The organism is Paenirhizobium naphthalenivorans (genome assembly GCF_007992095.1).
Taxonomy (GTDB): Bacteria; Pseudomonadota; Alphaproteobacteria; order Rhizobiales; family Rhizobiaceae; genus Allorhizobium; species Allorhizobium naphthalenivorans.
Map to the genome: position 1 here is coordinate 232,834 of NZ_BJZP01000002.1, position 16,783 is coordinate 249,616.

Consider the following 16,783-nt stretch of genomic DNA (forward strand, 5'->3'; position numbering starts at 1 on the left):
GTCTGGAGAATCGCTTTTGAATCAACGAGATTCAATAATGAGCGATGCCGAATGGGCAAAAATGGCCGAAAAATAAAAAATTGCTTGACTCAAATCGGGGGGCGCCTGCCGTTAAGTGAAGTCACCCTGATGCGCTAATCCTCCACTAACACATTGATATTAAATAATATTTTTTGTCATTTGCCTGACACCGAAATGTCAAACACAACCAGAACCGATATGCCCCCTTGAGCACGCAAAGAAAGCCCGGCTTCTCAGCCAGGCTTTCTAAAATGTGACAGAAATGCGGCGAAACTTAGATCGCCAGCGCCTTCACGCGGCTCGCCAGACGCGAGATCTTGCGCGAAGCGGTGTTGGCGTGAACCACACCCTTGCTGGCAGCGCGCTGCAGTTCCGGCTGGGCGGCCTTCAGCGCGTCCTTGGCGAGGACAGCATCACCGGAGGCGATGGCTTCTTCAACCTTGCGGATGAAGCCGCGAACGCGGGAACGGCGAGCCTTGTTGACTGCGGTACGGCGAGCGATCTTGCGGGTCGCCTTCTTCGCCGAAGTGGTATTGGCCATGGATGCCTCTCTTCGAATTCAAACCAAAATCCGCCATCGCCGCGTCGGGTCCTTGCGACCTGTCATCTCAGCAATTCGGGAGCTATTCTCGGAAAAGCCATCAGCTTTCCCAACCGTGGGCGGGCATATAGCCGGAAAGCGCAGGGTCGTCAACGCGCATTTTCAAGGAAATCGCGCGTTGCGAGTCCCTTAGCGGTTCTTGAACGCCGGTTTGCGCTTGTCGATGAAGGCGGCCATGCCCTCCTTCTGGTCCTCTGTGGCGAAGAGCGAATGGAAAAGACGACGCTCGAAGCGCAACCCCTCGCTCAGCGTCTGTTCGAAAGCGCGATTGACACTTTCCTTTGCCATCATCACCGCAGCCTGGGAGAAGCCGGCAATCTTCTCGGCCGCCGCGACCGCCTCCTCGAGCAGGCGCTCCTGATCAACAATGCGCGCCACCAAGCCGGCGCTTTCAGCCTCCTGCGCATCCATCATCCGACCGGTGAGGCAGAGATCCATCGCCTTGGCCTTGCCAACCGCCCGTGTCAGGCGTTGTGTACCGCCCATGCCGGGAATGACGCCGAGAGTGATTTCCGGCTGGCCGAACTTCGCGGTTTTCGTCGCGATAATAAAGTCGCACATCATGGCAAGCTCGCAACCGCCACCGAGGGCGAAGCCGGATACGGCCGCGATCAAGGGCTTTCGGAAACCGGCGATCTCTTCCCAACCACAGAAGAAATCACCAAGGAAGACGTCGACGAATTCGAGCGACTGCATTTCCTTGATGTCGGCGCCGGCGGCAAAGGCCTTTTCCGAGCCGGTCAGCACGACCGCACCGATCCCGGCATCCGCCTGCAACTCACCGAGCAATTGGCGCATTTCGATCAGTACGGTCGAATTGAGCGCATTGAGCGCCTGCGGGCGATTGAGGGTGATGATCGCGACGCGACCGCGGGTCTCCAGCAGAAGGGTTTCATAGGTCATCGGCAACTCCCGTTTCAAATCATTGTTATTTCTGGCAGCGGCGGCAATAGAATGACGAACGTCCGCCCTGCACCATACGCTCGACCGTACCGCCGCAGCCTGGGGTCCGGCAAGAATCGCCCTCGCGATCGTAGACACTGAAACTGTGCTGGAAGTAGCCAAGCGTTCCGTCGGCCTGGATATGGTCACGCAGCGACGAGCCACCGGCCGCGATCGCATCGACGATCACAGCGCGGATCGCCTCGACCAGCGCTTCGAGCTCCTTCTTCGGCCGGCCGGTGGCCGTCACCAGAGTCGCGACGGCGCGCTTGGGCGACAAATGTGATCGCCATAGCGCCTCGCACACATAGATATTGCCGAGCCCGGCGATGACCTTCTGGTCGAGCAGGGCCATCTTCAAGGGTTGCTGCTTGCCGGCGAAGCGCGCCGCAAGATAGGCGGCATCGAGCGCATTGCCGACCGGCTCGGGCCCGAGATCGCGAAAGGCCGGGTAGACATCAAGTTCGTTCCGGAATGCCAGATCCATGTAGCCGAAACGGCGTGGGTCATTATAGATGACGCGCGCCACGCCCCTGCCATACGGTCGCTGCAAATGAAAAATGACGTGATCGTGTTTTTTGTCCTTCGACCGGGCGTGATGAAACTCACCCGGCTGGTCGGACTCTTCCCCTTCCTCAATGCGGAACGATCCGGACATTCCGAGATGCGAAATCACCGTCGTTCCATCATCGAGATCGATCAGCAGATACTTGGCGCGACGGGCGAGACCGACGATCAGCCGACCAGTCAACCGTGCGACGAAATCGCGCGGCAGCGGAAAGCGCAAATCGGGCCTACGCAGCTCGATCCGTTGCACCATCGCGCCTTCCATGGTCGGCGCCAGCCCTCTTTTGACCGTCTCAACCTCTGGCAATTCCGGCATTGCACCCCATCTTTCCGTTTGAATGGCGCCTGAAACGTCTGTAGACCAGCGCGAAAGCTCTCTGGCCAGCCCAGGTCGGAGATAGCGTGCCCAGGGCGTTTTCGCTATGGTCTTTTCGACCACATGAGACATTGGAGTGATCAGATGGCCGAGAGCCGCACTTCCGCCGATGGCGGCATGGAAACCTCCTACGGCTTTCGCGAAGTCGCGGAAGGCGAGAAGCAGGTTCTGGTCAATGAGGTCTTCCACAAGGTCGCCAAGCGCTACGACATCATGAACGACGTCATGTCGGCCGGCCTGCACCGCGTCTGGAAGGATGCGATGATTGCCGCGCTCAATCCGCGCAAGGATTCGGCCTACAAGGTGCTCGACGTTGCCGGCGGTACGGGCGACATCGCCTTTCGCATCGTCGAAGCCTCCGGACGGCTGGCGCATGCCACCGTGCTCGACATCAATGGCTCGATGCTCGGCGTCGGCGCCGAGCGGGCCGAAAAAAAGGGGCTCTCGGAAAACCTCACATTCGTCGAGGCCAATGCAGAGGAATTGCCGTTCGAGGATAATAGCTTTGACGCCTATACGATCGCCTTCGGCATCCGCAACGTGCCGCGCATCGACGTGGCGCTAAGCGAGGCGTATCGCGTCCTCAAGCGCGGCGGGCGCCTTCTGGTGCTGGAGTTTTCCGAAGTCGAAATGCCGCTGCTCGACCGTTTCTATGACCAGTGGTCATTCAAGGCCATTCCGCAGTTCGGCAAAATGATCACCGGCGACGCCGAACCCTACCAGTACCTCGTGGAATCGATCCGGAAATTCCCCAACCAGCGCGACTTCGCGGCCATGATCGCCAAGGCCGGCTTCTCGCGCGTCACCTTCACCAACTACTCCGGCGGCATCGCGGCGCTTCATTCTGGCTGGAAGCTCTGATCTGCATGAGCACTGTCGGAGCATATTTCCGCCTGGCGCGGGTGGGCTGGGTGCTGGTCCGGGAAGGCGTGATTTCCGCTTTGCCCTCCGAAGATCTGCCCCCGCTGGTTAGCATCGCCAAGGGTGCCGCCGGACTCTTTGCCCGCAAGCGCGCCAAGCGCGAGCAGCGCTCCGACCGGCTGGCCCGGGCGGTCGAACGGCTCGGTCCCTCCTATGTCAAGATCGGGCAGTTCCTCGCGACGCGGCCGGATGTTGTCGGTGCCGATTTTGCCGAGGACCTTGCCGGATTGCAGGACCGCATGGCCTTCTTCCCAACGGACGCCGCCAAAGCGACCGTGACGGGCTCGCTCGGCCGCTCGATCGATGATCTTTACGCCTCGTTCGGCGAACCGATCGCCGCGGCCTCGATCGCCCAGGTCCATCCGGCGGAAGTCGACACCCCTGAGGGTCGCAGGAAGGTCGCCGTCAAGGTGATCAGACCCGGCGTGCGCAAGCGCTTTGCTGCCGACCTGGAGGCCATGTATCTCGTCTCTCATCTGCAGGAGCGTTTTCTGCCGCACACGCGCCGGCTGCGTCCAGTGGAAGTGACCCGTACGCTCGAGCAGACGACAAAGGTCGAGATGGACTTGCGGCTGGAAGCAGCGGCGCTTTCGGAGATCACCGAGAACACCAAGAACGATCCGGGCTTCCGCGTTCCGACCGTCGATTGGGAGCGCACTGGGCGCGATGTCGTCACCATGGAATGGATCGACGGCATCAAGATGTCCGACGTCGAGGCGCTGAAAGCGGCGGGCCATGATCTCGACGCACTTGCCGACACATTGATCCAGTCCTTCCTGCGCCACACGCTGCGCGACGGCTTCTTCCATGCCGACATGCATCCTGGCAACCTGTTCGTTGCCCCCGACGGCATGATCGTCGCGGTCGACATGGGGATCGCCGGGCGACTTGGCAAGAAGGAACGGCGTTTCCTCGCCGAGATTCTCTTTGGCTTCATCACACGCGACTACCTGCGAGTCGCCGAAGTGCATTTCGAGGCCGGCTATGTGCCAGCCCACCATAATGTCGCAAGCTTTGCCCAGGCGATCCGGGCGATCGGCGAGCCGATCCACGGACAGCCGGCGGAGACCATCTCCATGGGCAAGCTGCTTACCCTGCTGTTCGAGGTCACCGAGCTCTTCGACATGGAGACGCGTCCGGAACTCGTGATGCTGCAAAAGACCATGGTCGTGGTCGAGGGCGTCGCACGCATACTCAATCCGCGCTTCAACATGTGGAAGGCGTCGGATCCTGTCGTTTCCGCCTGGATCCGCGACAATCTTGGACCAAAGCGCATTGTCGGCGACCTCAAGGAGGGCATTCACGCGGTTTTCCGTCTGGCGGAAGCCTTGCCCGAGATCGCCGCCAAGACGGAACGGCTGCACGGCGAGATCGTTCAGATGAGCGCGACCGGCCTCAGGTTCGACCCCGAGACGGCCGAAGCGATTGGCCGCGCCGAAGCGCGCCACACAAGGTCCGCGCGGCTGGCGCTTTGGGTCATTGCGGTCACGCTGGTGGTCATTGCGGCTGTCCAGATCGGTTGATCCGAAGGGGACATTCCCTTACCTGTCAAAAAAAGGCCACCGGAGGGAACCAAGCCTTCCAGCAGGCGTTAACACAGAAATTGTACGTTCCGCCGGGCGGCCTGTATCTTGCGGACTCTTTCTCTACCTTCCTTGCTGGAGGTCTTTTGCACGGGAACCGACATGCGTGGTACCAACGCGAGCTTCGCCCGGATGACACTCCCGATGCTGGCGATTGGCATGTTACTGCTGATCGTAATCGTCATTTCCTCGCTCTGGCTCGTGAACCACACCCAGAATACGTTCGAGTTCATCAATGGTGAGCGACAAATCCGCAGGACTGCCGCCGATCTGATGCAGAATCTCGTGGACGCGGAGACGGGACAGCGCGGTTTCCTCCTGACCCAGGATGAGTCTTTTCTCGAACCCTACGAGGCGGCACTTTCAAAAATCCGTAGAAACCAAGCGCTGATCGCCAAACTCGTCAAAGACCGCCCTGCAAAAGAGAAGCGACTTCAGAAACTGGACGAGCTTGTCGCAGCAAAAATGGCTGAGCTCGCGAGCACGATTACGCTGGCAAAATCCGACCGTGTGGCCGACGCGATCGCGGTGGTCAAGACAGAATACGGCCGCAAGATCATGGAGGATATTCAGGAGATCCTCGAGTTTTTCAAGGATAAGTCGGACGAAAACGTGGCGATCGGCGTCTCCACGCTGTCGGAAGCTACAAACCAACTGCAATGGGTGACGGTCGGCGGCGCCATCGCCATCATCGTAGTCATGGGCGGCGCGATCGGGATCATCACGCAGCACGTGCGGGCACTGTCAAGCGCCCGTCGCGAAGTCGAATCGCTCAATGCCGGACTTGAGGAGCGCGTCAACGAGCGTACCGAAGACCTGATGCGAGCAAACCAGGAAATTCAGCGATTTGCCTATATTGTGACCCACGACCTCCGTGCGCCATTGGTCAATATCATGGGCTTCACCGCGGAACTCGACGCCTCACTCAAGGCCTTGCAGGCTTACGTGCTCGCCGATGGTGGAACGTTGAGCGAGGATCAGATCAAGGAAGCGCGGCTTGCGGCAGCGGAGGATCTGCCGGAGGCGATCGACTTCATCCGTTCTTCAACCAAGAAGATGGACGGTCTCATCAATGCGATCCTGAAGATCTCGCGAGACGGACGGCGCCAGCTGAAACCCGAACGGATCGATCTGACAGCTCTCATCGAGGCGACCAGCGCCAGCGTCCATCATCAGATCGCCGAGGGCGACGGCGAGGTGCAGGTCGATGTCCGCGTTCCCTTTATCGTTACGGACCGTTTCTCGCTCGAACAGATCTTTGGTAACCTTTTCGATAACGCCGTGAAGTATAAACAGCCGGGGAGACCGCTCACTCTAGCGGTGCGTGTGCTGCCGGAGGGCCGCAACATGGTGCGCATCGAGGTCGAGGATAACGGTCGAGGCATTGCAGACGAAGATCACGAACGCATTTTCGAGCTTTTCCGGCGGTCAGGACAACAAGACAAGTCGGGTGAAGGCATCGGCCTTGCGCATGTACGGTCACTCGCCCGGAACCTCGGCGGAGAGATAACCGTTAGGTCAAAAATGAGATCGGGGTCCACTTTCGTGCTGCGCCTGCCATCGGATTTGGCGCGGATCATACGGAGTTGAGAGATGAAAGCCGTGGGGAAAAAAGTCACCATAGTCATGATCGAGGACGACGAGGGTCATGCTCGCCTGATCGAGAAGAATGTGCGTCGCGCCGGAGTGAACAACGAGATCATTCCGTTCACCAACGGCAATGATGCGCTCGACTACGTGCTCGGTCATGACCGGAGTGGCTTGGCCTCGACCGATCGCTATCTGCTGATCCTGCTCGACCTCAACTTGCCGGATATGTCCGGCACGGATATCCTTGAGAAAGTAAAGTCCAACCCGCATACACGTCGCCTTCCGGTCGTCATTCTGACCACAACCGACGATGAACACGAAATCCAGCGATGTTACGACCTTGGGGCGAATGTCTACATCACCAAACCTGTCGACTATGACAATTTCGCCAATGCCATCCGGCAGCTCGGGCTATTCTTCTCAGTCATGCAGATCCCCTGACGGCGGAATTTGCCGATGAGCATCCGGATACTCTATCTGGATGACGATGCGGCAATTGTCCGCCTGGTAGACAAGGCCGTGGCACGTCTGGGCTACAGACTGACCCATGCCGAAACGCCGGAGCAGGCTCTGGCCCTGCTTAACGCCGAGAGCTTCGACATCCTGGTGCTCGACCATTACCTTCAGAATGTTACCGGCCACGAGGTGTTGAGACGTCTGCGTGCACGCGATGTCATTCTGCCCGTCGTTTACGTCACCGGGTCGAACGAAGCCCAGGTTGCCATAGAGGCGATCAGGGCCGGTGCGTCGGACTATGTCATCAAGACTGTCAGTGACGATTTTATGCCGTTACTCATTAGTGCGATCGAGCATTCCGTGGCGAATGCCCAATTGCGCGCCGCTAAGGAACGAGCCGAGGAGGAGATACGGCTCGCCAAGGAGCGCGCCGAAGCGTTGCTTGGTGAGGTCAACCACCGTGTCGCCAATTCTCTGGCCCTCGTCGCCAGCCTTCTGCGCCTGCAAATCTCCAACTCCAAAAACCCGGACGTGAAATCCGAGCTTGCCGAAACGCAAGCGCGTATCACCGCGATCGCCGGCATGCACAGAAGCCTCTACACCTCGGACGACGTCAGTCGGGTGGAGCTTGACCGCTATCTGCGGAACCTCACAAGCGAGCTATCGGGTTCACTGCAGAACCCGGAGAAGCCTCTGCATCTCACACTGGACGCCGATCCGATCTCGATCACGGCCGATCGCGCCGTCTCCATCGGCATGATCGTCACGGAACTCGTCACCAATGCCTACAAGTATGCATATACTGACAAACCGACCGGAGAGATTCGCATCCGGCTGAAGCGCACCGGCGACAATGCCGCCCTGCTGCGCGTCGAGGACGACGGCGTCGGCATGCAACTGACGAGCGCGCCCACCGGCACGGGGCTCGGCAGCCGCATCGTAAAGTCTATGGCCTCAACCCTCGGCCCAGGCATCTCATATCTTGAAACTCACCATGGAACGATCGCCGAGATGCCGCTGGTGATCGCCATCGCCCAGGCACCACCGGGCTGAGTGTTTCCGCCCAGCCGCATCGACCGATTTGCCCGGCAATGAAATTGCGATAGTGTCGCCGCGACTTAAGGGAGATTCCACTGGCATGACCTTGGCGGGCAAACGCATCGTTCTCATCATTTCGGGCGGCATCGCTGCCTACAAGAGCCTGGACCTCATCCGCCGGCTGCGCGAGCGGGGCGCCTCGATCCGGCCGATCATGACACGCGGGGCGCAGGAATTCATCACACAGCTGGCGGTTGGTGCGCTGTCGGCGAGCCATGTCTACACCGAGCTCTTCTCCCGCGAGGACGAACAGGACGTCGGCCATATCCGCCTTGCCCGCGATTGCGACTTGATCGTCATCGCCCCAGCGACGGCCGATCTGATGGCCAAGATGGCCAACGGGCATGCCGACGACCTCGCCTCGACCGTCCTGCTCGCGACAGACAGGCCAGTTCTCGTCGCGCCGGCGATGAACCCGAAAATGTGGGCTCATCCGGCGACGCAGCGTAACGTCTCGACGTTGAAGGCAGACGGCATCAATCTCGTCGGGCCGATGGCGGGGGAAATGGCCGAGAGCGGAGAAAACGGCCTTGGCCGTATGACCGAACCGCTGGACATCGTCGCCGCCGTCGAGCGCTTGCTCGACGATGCCCCGAAGCCACTAGCCGGCAAGACCGCCATCGTCACCTCCGGCCCGACCCATGAGCCGATCGACCCGGTCCGCTACATTGCCAACCGCTCCTCCGGCCGCCAGGGCCATGCGATCGCCGCAGCGCTGGCCAGACTCGGCGCGGACGTCACCCTCGTCTCCGGCCCGGTGACACTCCCCGATCCGACGGGTGTGAAAACCGTGCACGTCGAACGAGCCGAGGAGATGCGTGATGCTGTCATTTCCCGCCTACCGGCCGATATCGCCGTCATGGTCGCCGCAGTCGCCGACTGGCGGACTGTCGCGCCGGCGGACCAGAAGATCAAGAAGCAACCCGGCGAGGCACCCGCACCGCTGCGGCTCACCGAGAACCCCGACATCCTGAAGACCGTCGGACACCACAAGTATCGGCCGAAGATCGTCGTCGGCTTTGCCGCCGAGACGCAGAATGTCGAGGACAACGGCCGTACCAAGCTCGAGCGCAAAGGCGCGGACCTGATCGTCGCCAATGACGTCTCGCCGGAAACAGGGATCATGGGCGGGACGCGCAACAGCGTGAAGCTCATCACGAAGACCGGCGTCGAGACATGGCCCGACCTCTCGAAGGACGAGGTTGCCGACCGTCTGGCGCAACTGATCGCCGGAAGGCTCAACGGAGGCTGAACGACATGGACCTTTTCCAACAGGTGGATTTCGACCGTTTCGTCACCGACCTTGCCGGCGTGATATTGGTCGACCAGTGGGAATCGCATGTCGCCAAGGTCGGCGACAAAGTATTCACCCTGCTCCATCGCGGCGATGAGGGCACGAACATCTGCCTCAAGTGCACGGAGGAGAGCTTCGAGATCCTGACTGCGCTCGACGGGATCGGCCAGGCACGCTATTTCGCCAAACGCAAATGGGTGTCGATTACCGACAAGGCACCGCTGTCGCCCGACGAACTCGTCCACTATGTGAAGCGATCCTACGACCTGGTTGCAGAGGGACTGACCCGCAAGCTGCGCAGCGAACTCGGAATCGTCCCGCTCGCCTGACGTGTTTTTCGGTCAAAGTGCGACGGCCGGTGCAGCCGACCGTTCGACTTTGGCCTCAGGTTCCCAGGCTGGCTCGAAGACCGCTGCATCGAGACCGTTGGCATCAAGGATCACCGCACTGCCGGCCGGGATTTCGACCCAGGTATCTGTCTCATCGTTGAGCGGTTCGGAAACAAGGCAGTACCCGCCCTTTCCGCCCATCGGTGCGGCAAACAGGGTCGGCGCGTAGGCGTCGGTGGCATAGCGTACGGCATAAAGCGTGCGGCCGTCGGAGAAGGCGGCAGTGAAGCGGACTCGAGCGGTGCCGGTCAAGTGCCGGCTGATCTGCTCAACAAAACCAACAGCCTCGGCCATGGCCGCGATCGGCCGTTCGCGCAGACCGAATTGCAGAGCCAAAAGAAAAAGCAGCTCGGAATCCGTTGTTCCTGTTCGCGCATGGAAGTTCTCGTCGTCCAGCATGGATTCCATTGGCCGACGCAGGCGGTCGAAATGGTCGATCTGACCGTTGTGCATAAACGACCAGATGCCGTTAACGAAGGGATGACAATTATCACGACGCGTCGCACCATGGGTCGCTGCCCTGACGTGCGCGAGAAACAGCGGGGATCTTATCTGCCGCGCCAGGCTCTTCAGATTGCAGTCCGACCAAGCCGGAAGCACGTCACGGAAGCGCCCCGGCTCCGGCCGATCGCCATACCAGGCGATGCCGAAACCGTCGGCATTGGTTGCGGTTTTGGCTCTGGTGGCACAGTGGGATTGCTCAATGAGCGAATGGGCGGGCGACGAGACGAGTTCCTCGAGATAGATCGATTCACCGCGATAGGCTGCCCAACGACACATGTTTTCCAAGATCTCCGATGGCCCGTCCGCGTCAGCACGGCCCTGATTTTGCAAATCCGGCAGTTCGGCCCTGCTGCCAGTCTTTGCTCGAATGGCTAATGAAATCTAAACAATCGGCCTATTGATGACAGAATTTTGACGATGACCGCAATCACTTTTTGCACTGCGGCATCGGCTTTTGTGAACACTGCGTTCCCGGGGCGCCCATCTACGTGTGCCTGCGGATCAACTATATTGGCTTCAACTTCACGTTCTGCTCGAAAGGAGCTCGACCATGTCCATACGCCCCGTCAAGCATGAAAGCCATGCCACACCCGCCATGGAGGGCGCCGGCGTGAAACTGCACCGCGTCTTCGGCTTCGGCGATCCGTCGATGACCGACCCCTTCCTGATGATGGACGATTTCCGCAACGACAATCCGTCCGACTACATCCGGGGCTTCCCCTGGCATCCGCACCGCGGCATCGAAACGATCACTTATGTGCTGGCCGGCACGGTCGAACATGGAGACAGCCTGGGGAATCGCGGCCTACTCGGCGCTGGCGACGTGCAATGGATGACGGCCGGCAGCGGCATCATGCACCAGGAAATGCCGAAGGGCGATTTTTCCGGCAAAATGCACGGCTTCCAGCTGTGGGCCAACCTGCCCTCGTCGCTGAAGATGACAGCACCGCGCTATCAGGACATCAAGGGCGCCGACATCCCCGTCGTGGTCGATGACGACGGCACCGTCGTACGTGTCATCACAGGCGACTTCTGGGGCAAGACCGGCCCCGTCGACGGCATTGCCGCCGAGCCCGTCTATCTCGATATCTCCGTGCAGCCGGGCAAGCGCAAGAGCTTTCCAGTCGACACCTACCGCTCGGCTTTCGCCTATATCTTCGCGGGTTCCGGCACATTCCGCGATGCCTCCAAGCCCTTCGGCGTCAAGGTCGAGAAGGAATATCAGGGCGAGGAGCTGAGCATCCGAGACCTCTCCGGCAACCGGACACTGGTGGTGTTCGACACGGGTGACGAAGTAACAGTGCAGGCCGGAGATGAAGGCATCCGCTTCCTGCTGGTCACCGGCAAGCCGATCAAGGAGCCGGTCGCTTGGCATGGCCCGATCGTGATGAACACGCGCGAGGAACTGATGCAGGCGATGCACGAGTTGCAGAACGGCACCTTCATCAAAGCCGACCACTGACAATCGCGGCTGAAAGCCAGAGACATGACGCCGGGCCTTGCGTCCGGCGTTTTTGTTTCTTACCCGCCTGCCATGAAACATGGCCTTTCCATCTCGGCGCCGTGCGATAGAGTGGCCACCAAACAATGGAGGCAGTCAGTTCATGTACGTACTCTACGGATCGACCGGATCGGGCAGCGCATCGGTCGAAGCGGCTCTGGCTTTGTCCGGCGCTGAATATCGCATCGTTCAGACCAGCACCGCCGAGGGCAAGCACCTCACGGAAGACTTCAAGCTGATCAACCCGCGACAGCAGGTTCCGGCCCTGCAGCTCCCCGATTCGTCCATCATGACGGAAGGCTCCGCCATGATGCTGCACCTCGCCGACGCCCTGCCTGCGGCGCAGCTTGCGCCACTCCCCGGAAGCTCGGCGCGCGCCCAGCATGATCGCTGGCTGATCTTCATGGCGGTCAACATTTACGAAGGCGAATTGCGAAAGGGCTATTCGGACCGCTACACGGACAACGCCGATGGCATAGAGGGCGTGAAAACGAGTGCCGACGCTTACGTCAAACGTCACCACGCCATTCTGGAAGAAGTGATCGTCGGCCCTTTCATCCTTGGGCAACAGATGACCATGGCTGACATCTATCTCTGGATGCTGGCCGGCTGGATGGATCAGGAGTGGTTGACCGTCCATTGCCCGAAAATTGCGGCGCTGGCCGCTGCGATCAGACAGAATCCGCTCGTCGCCCCTATTCATACGGTCCATTTCGGATAGGGCAAAACACGCTGTGGCTCGCCGCGGGGCATTACGACAAGGAATAGCAATATGGAAAAGACCGTTCTCGAGGATATCCAGGAGCGGCTCGCCGCGGTCCGCCGAGAACTTGAAGAGGAACTCGACCGGCGTATCGCAGCCCAGCGCGAGCGCTTCCGCTACCAATTGGAGCGAGGCAAGGTCCGCTTCGAAAAAGACATGCGCAAGTGGCAGGCCGAATACCGGACCGGCCTTTGGCGCTATGTCACGCGCGGCAACCTTGCCTACCTGCTGACGGCCCCCTTCATCTACGGGCTGATCATTCCAATCGTGTTGCTCGATCTCTCGGTGACGATCTATCAGCAGATCTGCTTTCGCGTTTATGACATTGAACGGGTCAAGCGCGGCAGCCATATCGTCATTGACCGCGAGCATCTCGCCTATCTGAACGGGCTGGAAAAGCTCAACTGCATCTACTGCGGCTATGCCAACGGCGTGATCGCCTATGCCCGCGAGATCGCCGGGCGCACCGAGCGCTTCTGGTGCCCAATCAAGCACGCGACGCGCGCCGCCGATCCCCATCCCTACTTCGAACAATTCCTCGAATATGGCGATGCGGAAGCCTATCATGCCTGGGTCGAAAGCTATCGCCGCAACAAGACCCTGCCGGAGGATCCGAAACCATGAAAGCCTATGCGCTCGATAAGGTTTACCAACTGATCGAACCAGGACCGGTGGTCCTGCTCACCACCGCCTTCCACGGCAAGCCGAACGTCATGACCATGTCCTGGCATATGATGATGGAGTTCACCCCGCCACGGATCGGCTGCATCGTCAGTTCCGCCGACCACAGCTTCGCCGCGCTCTCAAGGACCGGCGAATGCGTGATCTCCATCCCTTCCGCCGCGATGGCGGAAAAGGTCGTGGCGGTCGGCAATTGTTCTGGACGCGACACTGACAAATTCGCCACGATCGGGCTCACCGCGCTGCCGGCCGAAGCCGTGTCCGCGCCGCTGATCGGCGAGTGTTTCGCCAATCTCGAGTGCAAGGTGGTGGACCGCGACTTCGTCGAGCGACACAACCTCTTCGTGCTGGACGTGGTCAAGGCTTGGCATGACCCAAAACAAGTCGCGCCGAAAACCTTGCACCACAAGGGTTACGGTACCTTCGCGGTCGACGGTGAAGACATCACCCTCGACTCGAAGATGCCGTAACCTGCTTGCTCAATTGAACACCAGCCCGCCGTCGACGATCAGATTCTGTCCAGTCACCGCGCGCGCCCAGGGGCTGGCGAAGAACAGTACGGCATCGGCCAGTTCTTCGGGTGTCGTCACCCGACGCAGAGGCGTGTTGGCGGCGATCAGGTCGAACACCGATTCCGGCGTCGCACTGCTGGCATCCGTGGTGCGCAACAGGCCGCCCGAAACCATGTTGACGGTAATCCCCAAGGGCCCGAGTTCGGCGGCTGCCGTGCGCGCCAGCGACAACAGCGCGGCCTTGGCGGCGGTATAGTCGTGATAGGGCACGACCGGATTCTGGAAGAGATTGGTGCCGATCAGCACGATCCGGCCGAAGCCGCGTTCCCGCATTGAAGGTATCGCGGCCCGGATCAGGTTCAGGGCACCCTTCACCCCGGTTTCCATGTGCGCGGCGACCTCCTCCCAGCTCAGCACATCGAGCTTGGTGCGCGCATCACCGTTGAAGGAGAAATCGGCAAGCGCATTGTGGACGATCGTAGTCGGGGCACCGAGCCTCCCCGTGACATCGGCCACCATTTGCTCGATTGCGTCTCCGTCACGCACGTCGGCTCCGAAGGCAGCCGCCCTCTCGCCAAGCCGGAGCACGAGCTCTTCCGCCTGCTTCCGGCTGTTGCGATAGTTCACCGCGACGTTTGCCCCTTCGCCGGCAAAGGCTGCGGCAATCGCGGCGCCGAGGCCACGGCCGGCGCCGGTGACAAGGACTGTTTGTTGGTCGAGGGGCAGGCTCATGGGTTATTTCCTTTAGTGCTCCAGAGTGTGTGAAAATGGTGGACCGGCCCATGGCCGGAGCCAACGACAAGTGCATCGGCGCCGGCAATCGCGCCGGCGAGCCATGTCTTGGCGGCAGCAACGGCGACATGCGGGGCAAGCCCCTTGGCGAGTTCGGCGGCTATAGCGCTCGATAGCGAGCATCCCGTGCCATGGGTATTTTGGGTTTCGACACGCGGCGCCTCGAACCAGCAGGTGCCTGCGTCGGACACGAGCACGTCCGGGCTTTCCACACCGCCGAGATGGCCGCCCTTGACCAGTACAGCGGAGGGACCGAGCGCCCGCAGCCGCACAGCCTGTTCCTCCATGGTCTGGCGATCGCTTGCCTCGGCTTCGCCAAGCAGAGCTGCCACCTCCGGGAGATTGGGGGTGACGAGTGTGGCGAGCGGCAGCAGAAGGGTCGTCAGCGCCGCCACCGCCTGCGGATCGAGCAGCGAGGCGCCGCCCTTGGCAACCATTACCGGGTCCAGCACCACTGGCATGCCGCGATGCTGGACGAGTATTGCGGCCACTGCTTCGGCGATCCCGGCATTGGCAATCATGCCGATCTTCACCGCATCGACACGCACATCGGCAAAGACCATGCGAATCTGCTCGCCGACGAAGTCCGGCGGCACTGGATGGACGGCGGAGACACCTTGCGTGTTCTGGGCGGTCAATGCCGTCAGCGCTGCCATGCCGTAGACACCGCGCGCGGCGAAGGCCTTGAGATCGGCCTGGATGCCGGCACCGCCCGAGGGATCGGAACCGGCGATCGATAAAACGTTACGAATCATGATCTGGCCTTTCGGATGGCTTGGGAGAGTTTCAAGGCGGCGGTGCGCGGATCGGGCTGGCCGCATATGGCCGAAACGACGGCGAGACCTGCGGCGCCCGCAGCGAGGCTTGTCGCGACATGCTCGACCTTAAGGCCGCCAATGGCGACTGCCGGCAACGACGTCGCCGCGATCAGGCGGGCAAGGCCATCCATGCCGATAGGCGGCTTGTGGCCGGGTTTGGTGGCCGTGGTGAAAACGGGTCCGGCTCCGACATAATCAACCATCGCCGGATCGACACGCGCCGCCAGCGCCTCTGTTTCCACCGAAAGTCCGAGGATCATGTCCGGCCCGATCAACTGACGGGCCGTCTGCACCTCCATATCGTCCTGCCCGACATGCAGGCCATCCGCGCCGATCGCGACCGCCGCCTCGACGTCATCATTGACGATCAGTGACACACCACTGTCGGCCAGTGCCGCCTTCAGCGCTCTGCCCGTCTCAATCATCTGCGCCGGCGAAGCACCTTTGTCGCGCAACTGCACCATAGTTACGCCCCCGGCGACAGCCAGCCGCGCGGTTTCGACCATGCCGAGCGGCCGGCAAAGCGCTGGATCAAGCACCAGATAGAGGGAAAGGTCGAACCTTTTCACAGCCGCACCACCCGCGCGAGCTTGTCGAGCATGACGCCATCGACCTCGGCCAGCAGATCGAGGAAGCCGACAGCAAAGCTGCCCGGTCCCGGCGACTGTTTTCCAGCTTGCTCACCGGCCACGGCGAAATGGGTGAGTGCCGCCACCGTCGCACCGAACGGATCTTGCGGGCGGATCGCTGCATAGGCGCCGACAAGGCAGGTCAGCGAGCAACCCAAAGCCGTCACTTTGGGCATCAGCGGCGAACCGCCTTCGATGCGAGTGGCGCGGTTGCCATCGGTGACGAGATCGGTCGCGCCGGTGACGGCGACGATGCAGCGCTGCTTATGCGCCAGCCATCGTGCTGCCTCCTCCGCCTGCTCCACCGGATCGCGGCTGTCGACTCCCCTGGCACTGCTCACACCACCGGCAAGCGCGATGATCTCCGAAGCGTTGCCGCGCACCACGGTCGGCCCGAGCGCCAGAAGATCAGCCGTCACCTTGCGGCGAAAGCCGGTGGCGAAATGGGCGACCGGGTCGAGAACCCACGGGCGGCGAGCCGCAACCGCACCACCGATCGCTGCTTTCATCCCGTCGACCCAAGTAGGCGAGAGCGTGCCGATATTGACGGTCAACGCCCCAGCAAAACCGGCGAATTCGCCTGCTTCCTCTTGGGCGTGCACCATGGCCGGCGAGCCCCCCGCCGCCAGCAGGACATTGGCGGCGATGTTCATTGCAACGTAGTTAGTGATGCACTGCACAAGCGGCGCGGTGGCACGCATTTCGTCCAGCAGTGTTCCAAATGTCTCGGCCTTGGTCATCTTGC

19 protein-coding genes are annotated in these 16,783 nt (G+C 60.9%); 11 read left to right on the plus strand and 8 right to left on the minus strand.

The window, feature by feature from the left end; all coding sequences use genetic code 11:
- Positions 1 to 295: 295 nt before the first annotated feature.
- The 3 genes from rpsT to mutM form a co-directional block, all read right to left on the minus strand.
- Positions 296 to 562 carry a 30S ribosomal protein S20 gene (gene rpsT / locus RNA01_RS03005; protein ID WP_147178470.1) on the minus strand — a complete coding sequence of 89 codons (267 nt, stop codon included), beginning with the start codon at positions 560 to 562 and terminating at the stop codon, positions 296 to 298.
- A gap of 189 nt (positions 563 to 751) precedes the next feature.
- On the minus strand, positions 752 to 1,525 hold the full coding sequence (locus tag RNA01_RS03010) for an enoyl-CoA hydratase (RefSeq protein ID WP_147178471.1): 774 nt from the start codon (positions 1,523 to 1,525) through the stop codon (positions 752 to 754).
- Between the two features lie 25 nt (positions 1,526 to 1,550).
- Entirely contained in the window at positions 1,551 to 2,447 is an 897-nt protein-coding gene (gene mutM, locus RNA01_RS03015; RefSeq protein WP_147178472.1) for a bifunctional DNA-formamidopyrimidine glycosylase/DNA-(apurinic or apyrimidinic site) lyase, read from the minus strand.
- A 144-nt stretch (positions 2,448 to 2,591) separates the two neighbouring features.
- Here mutM and ubiE point away from each other — a divergent pair, with 144 nt between their 5' ends.
- The 7 genes from ubiE to RNA01_RS03050 all read left to right on the plus strand — a co-directional run bounded on the left by ubiE (position 2,592) and on the right by RNA01_RS03050 (position 9,778).
- Positions 2,592 to 3,368, plus strand: coding sequence for a bifunctional demethylmenaquinone methyltransferase/2-methoxy-6-polyprenyl-1,4-benzoquinol methylase UbiE (gene ubiE / locus RNA01_RS03020; RefSeq protein WP_147178473.1), 777 nt, complete (start codon positions 2,592 to 2,594; stop codon positions 3,366 to 3,368).
- A 5-nt stretch (positions 3,369 to 3,373) separates the two neighbouring features.
- Positions 3,374 to 4,951 carry a 2-polyprenylphenol 6-hydroxylase gene (ubiB, locus tag RNA01_RS03025; RefSeq protein WP_147178474.1) on the plus strand — a complete coding sequence of 526 codons (1,578 nt, stop codon included), beginning with the start codon at positions 3,374 to 3,376 and terminating at the stop codon, positions 4,949 to 4,951.
- Positions 4,952 to 5,113: 162 nt separating this feature from the next.
- Entirely contained in the window at positions 5,114 to 6,601 is a 1,488-nt protein-coding gene (locus tag RNA01_RS03030) for a sensor histidine kinase (RefSeq protein ID WP_147178475.1), read from the plus strand.
- A 3-nt stretch (positions 6,602 to 6,604) separates the two neighbouring features.
- Positions 6,605 to 7,042 carry a response regulator gene (locus RNA01_RS03035; protein ID WP_147178476.1) on the plus strand — a complete coding sequence of 146 codons (438 nt, stop codon included), beginning with the start codon at positions 6,605 to 6,607 and terminating at the stop codon, positions 7,040 to 7,042.
- Between the two features lie 15 nt (positions 7,043 to 7,057).
- Positions 7,058 to 8,110: a sensor histidine kinase gene (locus tag RNA01_RS03040; protein WP_147178477.1), complete on the plus strand. Its 1,053-nt coding sequence runs from the start codon at positions 7,058 to 7,060 to the stop codon at positions 8,108 to 8,110.
- An 85-nt stretch (positions 8,111 to 8,195) separates the two neighbouring features.
- On the plus strand, positions 8,196 to 9,407 hold the full coding sequence (coaBC, locus tag RNA01_RS03045) for a bifunctional phosphopantothenoylcysteine decarboxylase/phosphopantothenate--cysteine ligase CoaBC (RefSeq protein ID WP_147178478.1): 1,212 nt from the start codon (positions 8,196 to 8,198) through the stop codon (positions 9,405 to 9,407).
- A 5-nt stretch (positions 9,408 to 9,412) separates the two neighbouring features.
- Positions 9,413 to 9,778, plus strand: a complete 366-nt coding sequence (locus RNA01_RS03050; protein WP_147178479.1) for an MmcQ/YjbR family DNA-binding protein — start codon at positions 9,413 to 9,415, stop codon at positions 9,776 to 9,778.
- 12 nt (positions 9,779 to 9,790) lie between these two features.
- On the opposite strand, the gene RNA01_RS03055 is transcribed toward RNA01_RS03050, so the two are convergent.
- A complete protein-coding gene (locus RNA01_RS03055; protein WP_147178480.1) occupies positions 9,791 to 10,618 on the minus strand; it encodes a class II glutamine amidotransferase in 828 nt (275 codons plus the stop codon).
- Between the two features lie 274 nt (positions 10,619 to 10,892).
- Between RNA01_RS03055 and RNA01_RS03060 the strand changes: the two genes are divergently transcribed.
- From RNA01_RS03060 to RNA01_RS03075, 4 genes are all read left to right on the plus strand, one after another.
- Positions 10,893 to 11,804, plus strand: coding sequence for a pirin family protein (locus RNA01_RS03060; RefSeq protein WP_147178481.1), 912 nt, complete (start codon positions 10,893 to 10,895; stop codon positions 11,802 to 11,804).
- Positions 11,805 to 11,946: 142 nt separating this feature from the next.
- Positions 11,947 to 12,564 (plus strand): glutathione S-transferase family protein, encoded by a 618-nt coding sequence (locus tag RNA01_RS03065; protein ID WP_170253336.1) that lies wholly within the window; start codon positions 11,947 to 11,949, stop codon positions 12,562 to 12,564.
- 51 nt (positions 12,565 to 12,615) lie between these two features.
- Entirely contained in the window at positions 12,616 to 13,230 is a 615-nt protein-coding gene (locus tag RNA01_RS03070) for a hypothetical protein (protein WP_147178483.1), read from the plus strand.
- Positions 13,227 to 13,757 carry a flavin reductase family protein gene (locus RNA01_RS03075; protein WP_147178484.1) on the plus strand — a complete coding sequence of 177 codons (531 nt, stop codon included), beginning with the start codon at positions 13,227 to 13,229 and terminating at the stop codon, positions 13,755 to 13,757. The genes RNA01_RS03070 and RNA01_RS03075 overlap by 4 nt, the downstream gene beginning before the upstream one ends.
- Positions 13,758 to 13,766: 9 nt before the next feature.
- Here the strand turns inward: RNA01_RS03075 and RNA01_RS03080 are convergent, their stop codons facing one another.
- Genes RNA01_RS03080 through thiM form a run of 4 tightly spaced genes read right to left on the minus strand, consistent with a single transcriptional unit; the run spans position 13,767 to position 16,778 of the window.
- Positions 13,767 to 14,531 carry a 3-oxoacyl-ACP reductase gene (locus RNA01_RS03080; RefSeq protein ID WP_147178485.1) on the minus strand — a complete coding sequence of 255 codons (765 nt, stop codon included), beginning with the start codon at positions 14,529 to 14,531 and terminating at the stop codon, positions 13,767 to 13,769.
- Positions 14,528 to 15,346, minus strand: a complete 819-nt coding sequence (gene thiD / locus RNA01_RS03085; RefSeq protein WP_147178486.1) for a bifunctional hydroxymethylpyrimidine kinase/phosphomethylpyrimidine kinase — start codon at positions 15,344 to 15,346, stop codon at positions 14,528 to 14,530. The genes RNA01_RS03080 and thiD overlap by 4 nt, the downstream gene beginning before the upstream one ends.
- Complete coding sequence (gene thiE / locus RNA01_RS03090) at positions 15,343 to 15,978, minus strand: thiamine phosphate synthase (RefSeq protein ID WP_147178487.1); 636 nt, start codon at positions 15,976 to 15,978, stop codon at positions 15,343 to 15,345. The genes thiD and thiE overlap by 4 nt, the downstream gene beginning before the upstream one ends.
- Complete coding sequence (gene thiM, locus RNA01_RS03095) at positions 15,975 to 16,778, minus strand: hydroxyethylthiazole kinase (protein ID WP_147178488.1); 804 nt, start codon at positions 16,776 to 16,778, stop codon at positions 15,975 to 15,977. The genes thiE and thiM overlap by 4 nt, the downstream gene beginning before the upstream one ends.
- Positions 16,779 to 16,783 lie beyond the last annotated feature (5 nt).

What these genes read in the sequence shown, in the direction of transcription:
- thiD (WP_147178486.1), bottom strand. Translation starts at nt 15,346, where the DNA reads ATGATTCGTAACGTTTTATCGATCGCCGGTTCCGATCCCTCGGGCGGT.
- ubiE (WP_147178473.1), top strand. Translation starts at nt 2,592, where the DNA reads ATGGCCGAGAGCCGCACTTCCGCCGATGGCGGCATGGAAACCTCCTAC.
- RNA01_RS03060 (WP_147178481.1), top strand. Translation starts at nt 10,893, where the DNA reads ATGTCCATACGCCCCGTCAAGCATGAAAGCCATGCCACACCCGCCATG.
- RNA01_RS03080 (WP_147178485.1), bottom strand. Translation starts at nt 14,531, where the DNA reads ATGAGCCTGCCCCTCGACCAACAAACAGTCCTTGTCACCGGCGCCGGC.
- coaBC (WP_147178478.1), top strand. Translation starts at nt 8,196, where the DNA reads ATGACCTTGGCGGGCAAACGCATCGTTCTCATCATTTCGGGCGGCATC.
- RNA01_RS03075 (WP_147178484.1), top strand. Translation starts at nt 13,227, where the DNA reads ATGAAAGCCTATGCGCTCGATAAGGTTTACCAACTGATCGAACCAGGA.
- RNA01_RS03065 (WP_170253336.1), top strand. Translation starts at nt 11,947, where the DNA reads ATGTACGTACTCTACGGATCGACCGGATCGGGCAGCGCATCGGTCGAA.
- RNA01_RS03040 (WP_147178477.1), top strand. Translation starts at nt 7,058, where the DNA reads ATGAGCATCCGGATACTCTATCTGGATGACGATGCGGCAATTGTCCGC.
- RNA01_RS03010 (WP_147178471.1), bottom strand. Translation starts at nt 1,525, where the DNA reads ATGACCTATGAAACCCTTCTGCTGGAGACCCGCGGTCGCGTCGCGATC.
- RNA01_RS03070 (WP_147178483.1), top strand. Translation starts at nt 12,616, where the DNA reads ATGGAAAAGACCGTTCTCGAGGATATCCAGGAGCGGCTCGCCGCGGTC.
- RNA01_RS03055 (WP_147178480.1), bottom strand. Translation starts at nt 10,618, where the DNA reads ATGTGTCGTTGGGCAGCCTATCGCGGTGAATCGATCTATCTCGAGGAA.
- ubiB (WP_147178474.1), top strand. Translation starts at nt 3,374, where the DNA reads ATGAGCACTGTCGGAGCATATTTCCGCCTGGCGCGGGTGGGCTGGGTG.
- rpsT (WP_147178470.1), bottom strand. Translation starts at nt 562, where the DNA reads ATGGCCAATACCACTTCGGCGAAGAAGGCGACCCGCAAGATCGCTCGC.
- mutM (WP_147178472.1), bottom strand. Translation starts at nt 2,447, where the DNA reads ATGCCGGAATTGCCAGAGGTTGAGACGGTCAAAAGAGGGCTGGCGCCG.
- thiM (WP_147178488.1), bottom strand. Translation starts at nt 16,778, where the DNA reads ATGACCAAGGCCGAGACATTTGGAACACTGCTGGACGAAATGCGTGCC.
- RNA01_RS03030 (WP_147178475.1), top strand. Translation starts at nt 5,114, where the DNA reads ATGCGTGGTACCAACGCGAGCTTCGCCCGGATGACACTCCCGATGCTG.
- RNA01_RS03050 (WP_147178479.1), top strand. Translation starts at nt 9,413, where the DNA reads ATGGACCTTTTCCAACAGGTGGATTTCGACCGTTTCGTCACCGACCTT.
- RNA01_RS03035 (WP_147178476.1), top strand. Translation starts at nt 6,605, where the DNA reads ATGAAAGCCGTGGGGAAAAAAGTCACCATAGTCATGATCGAGGACGAC.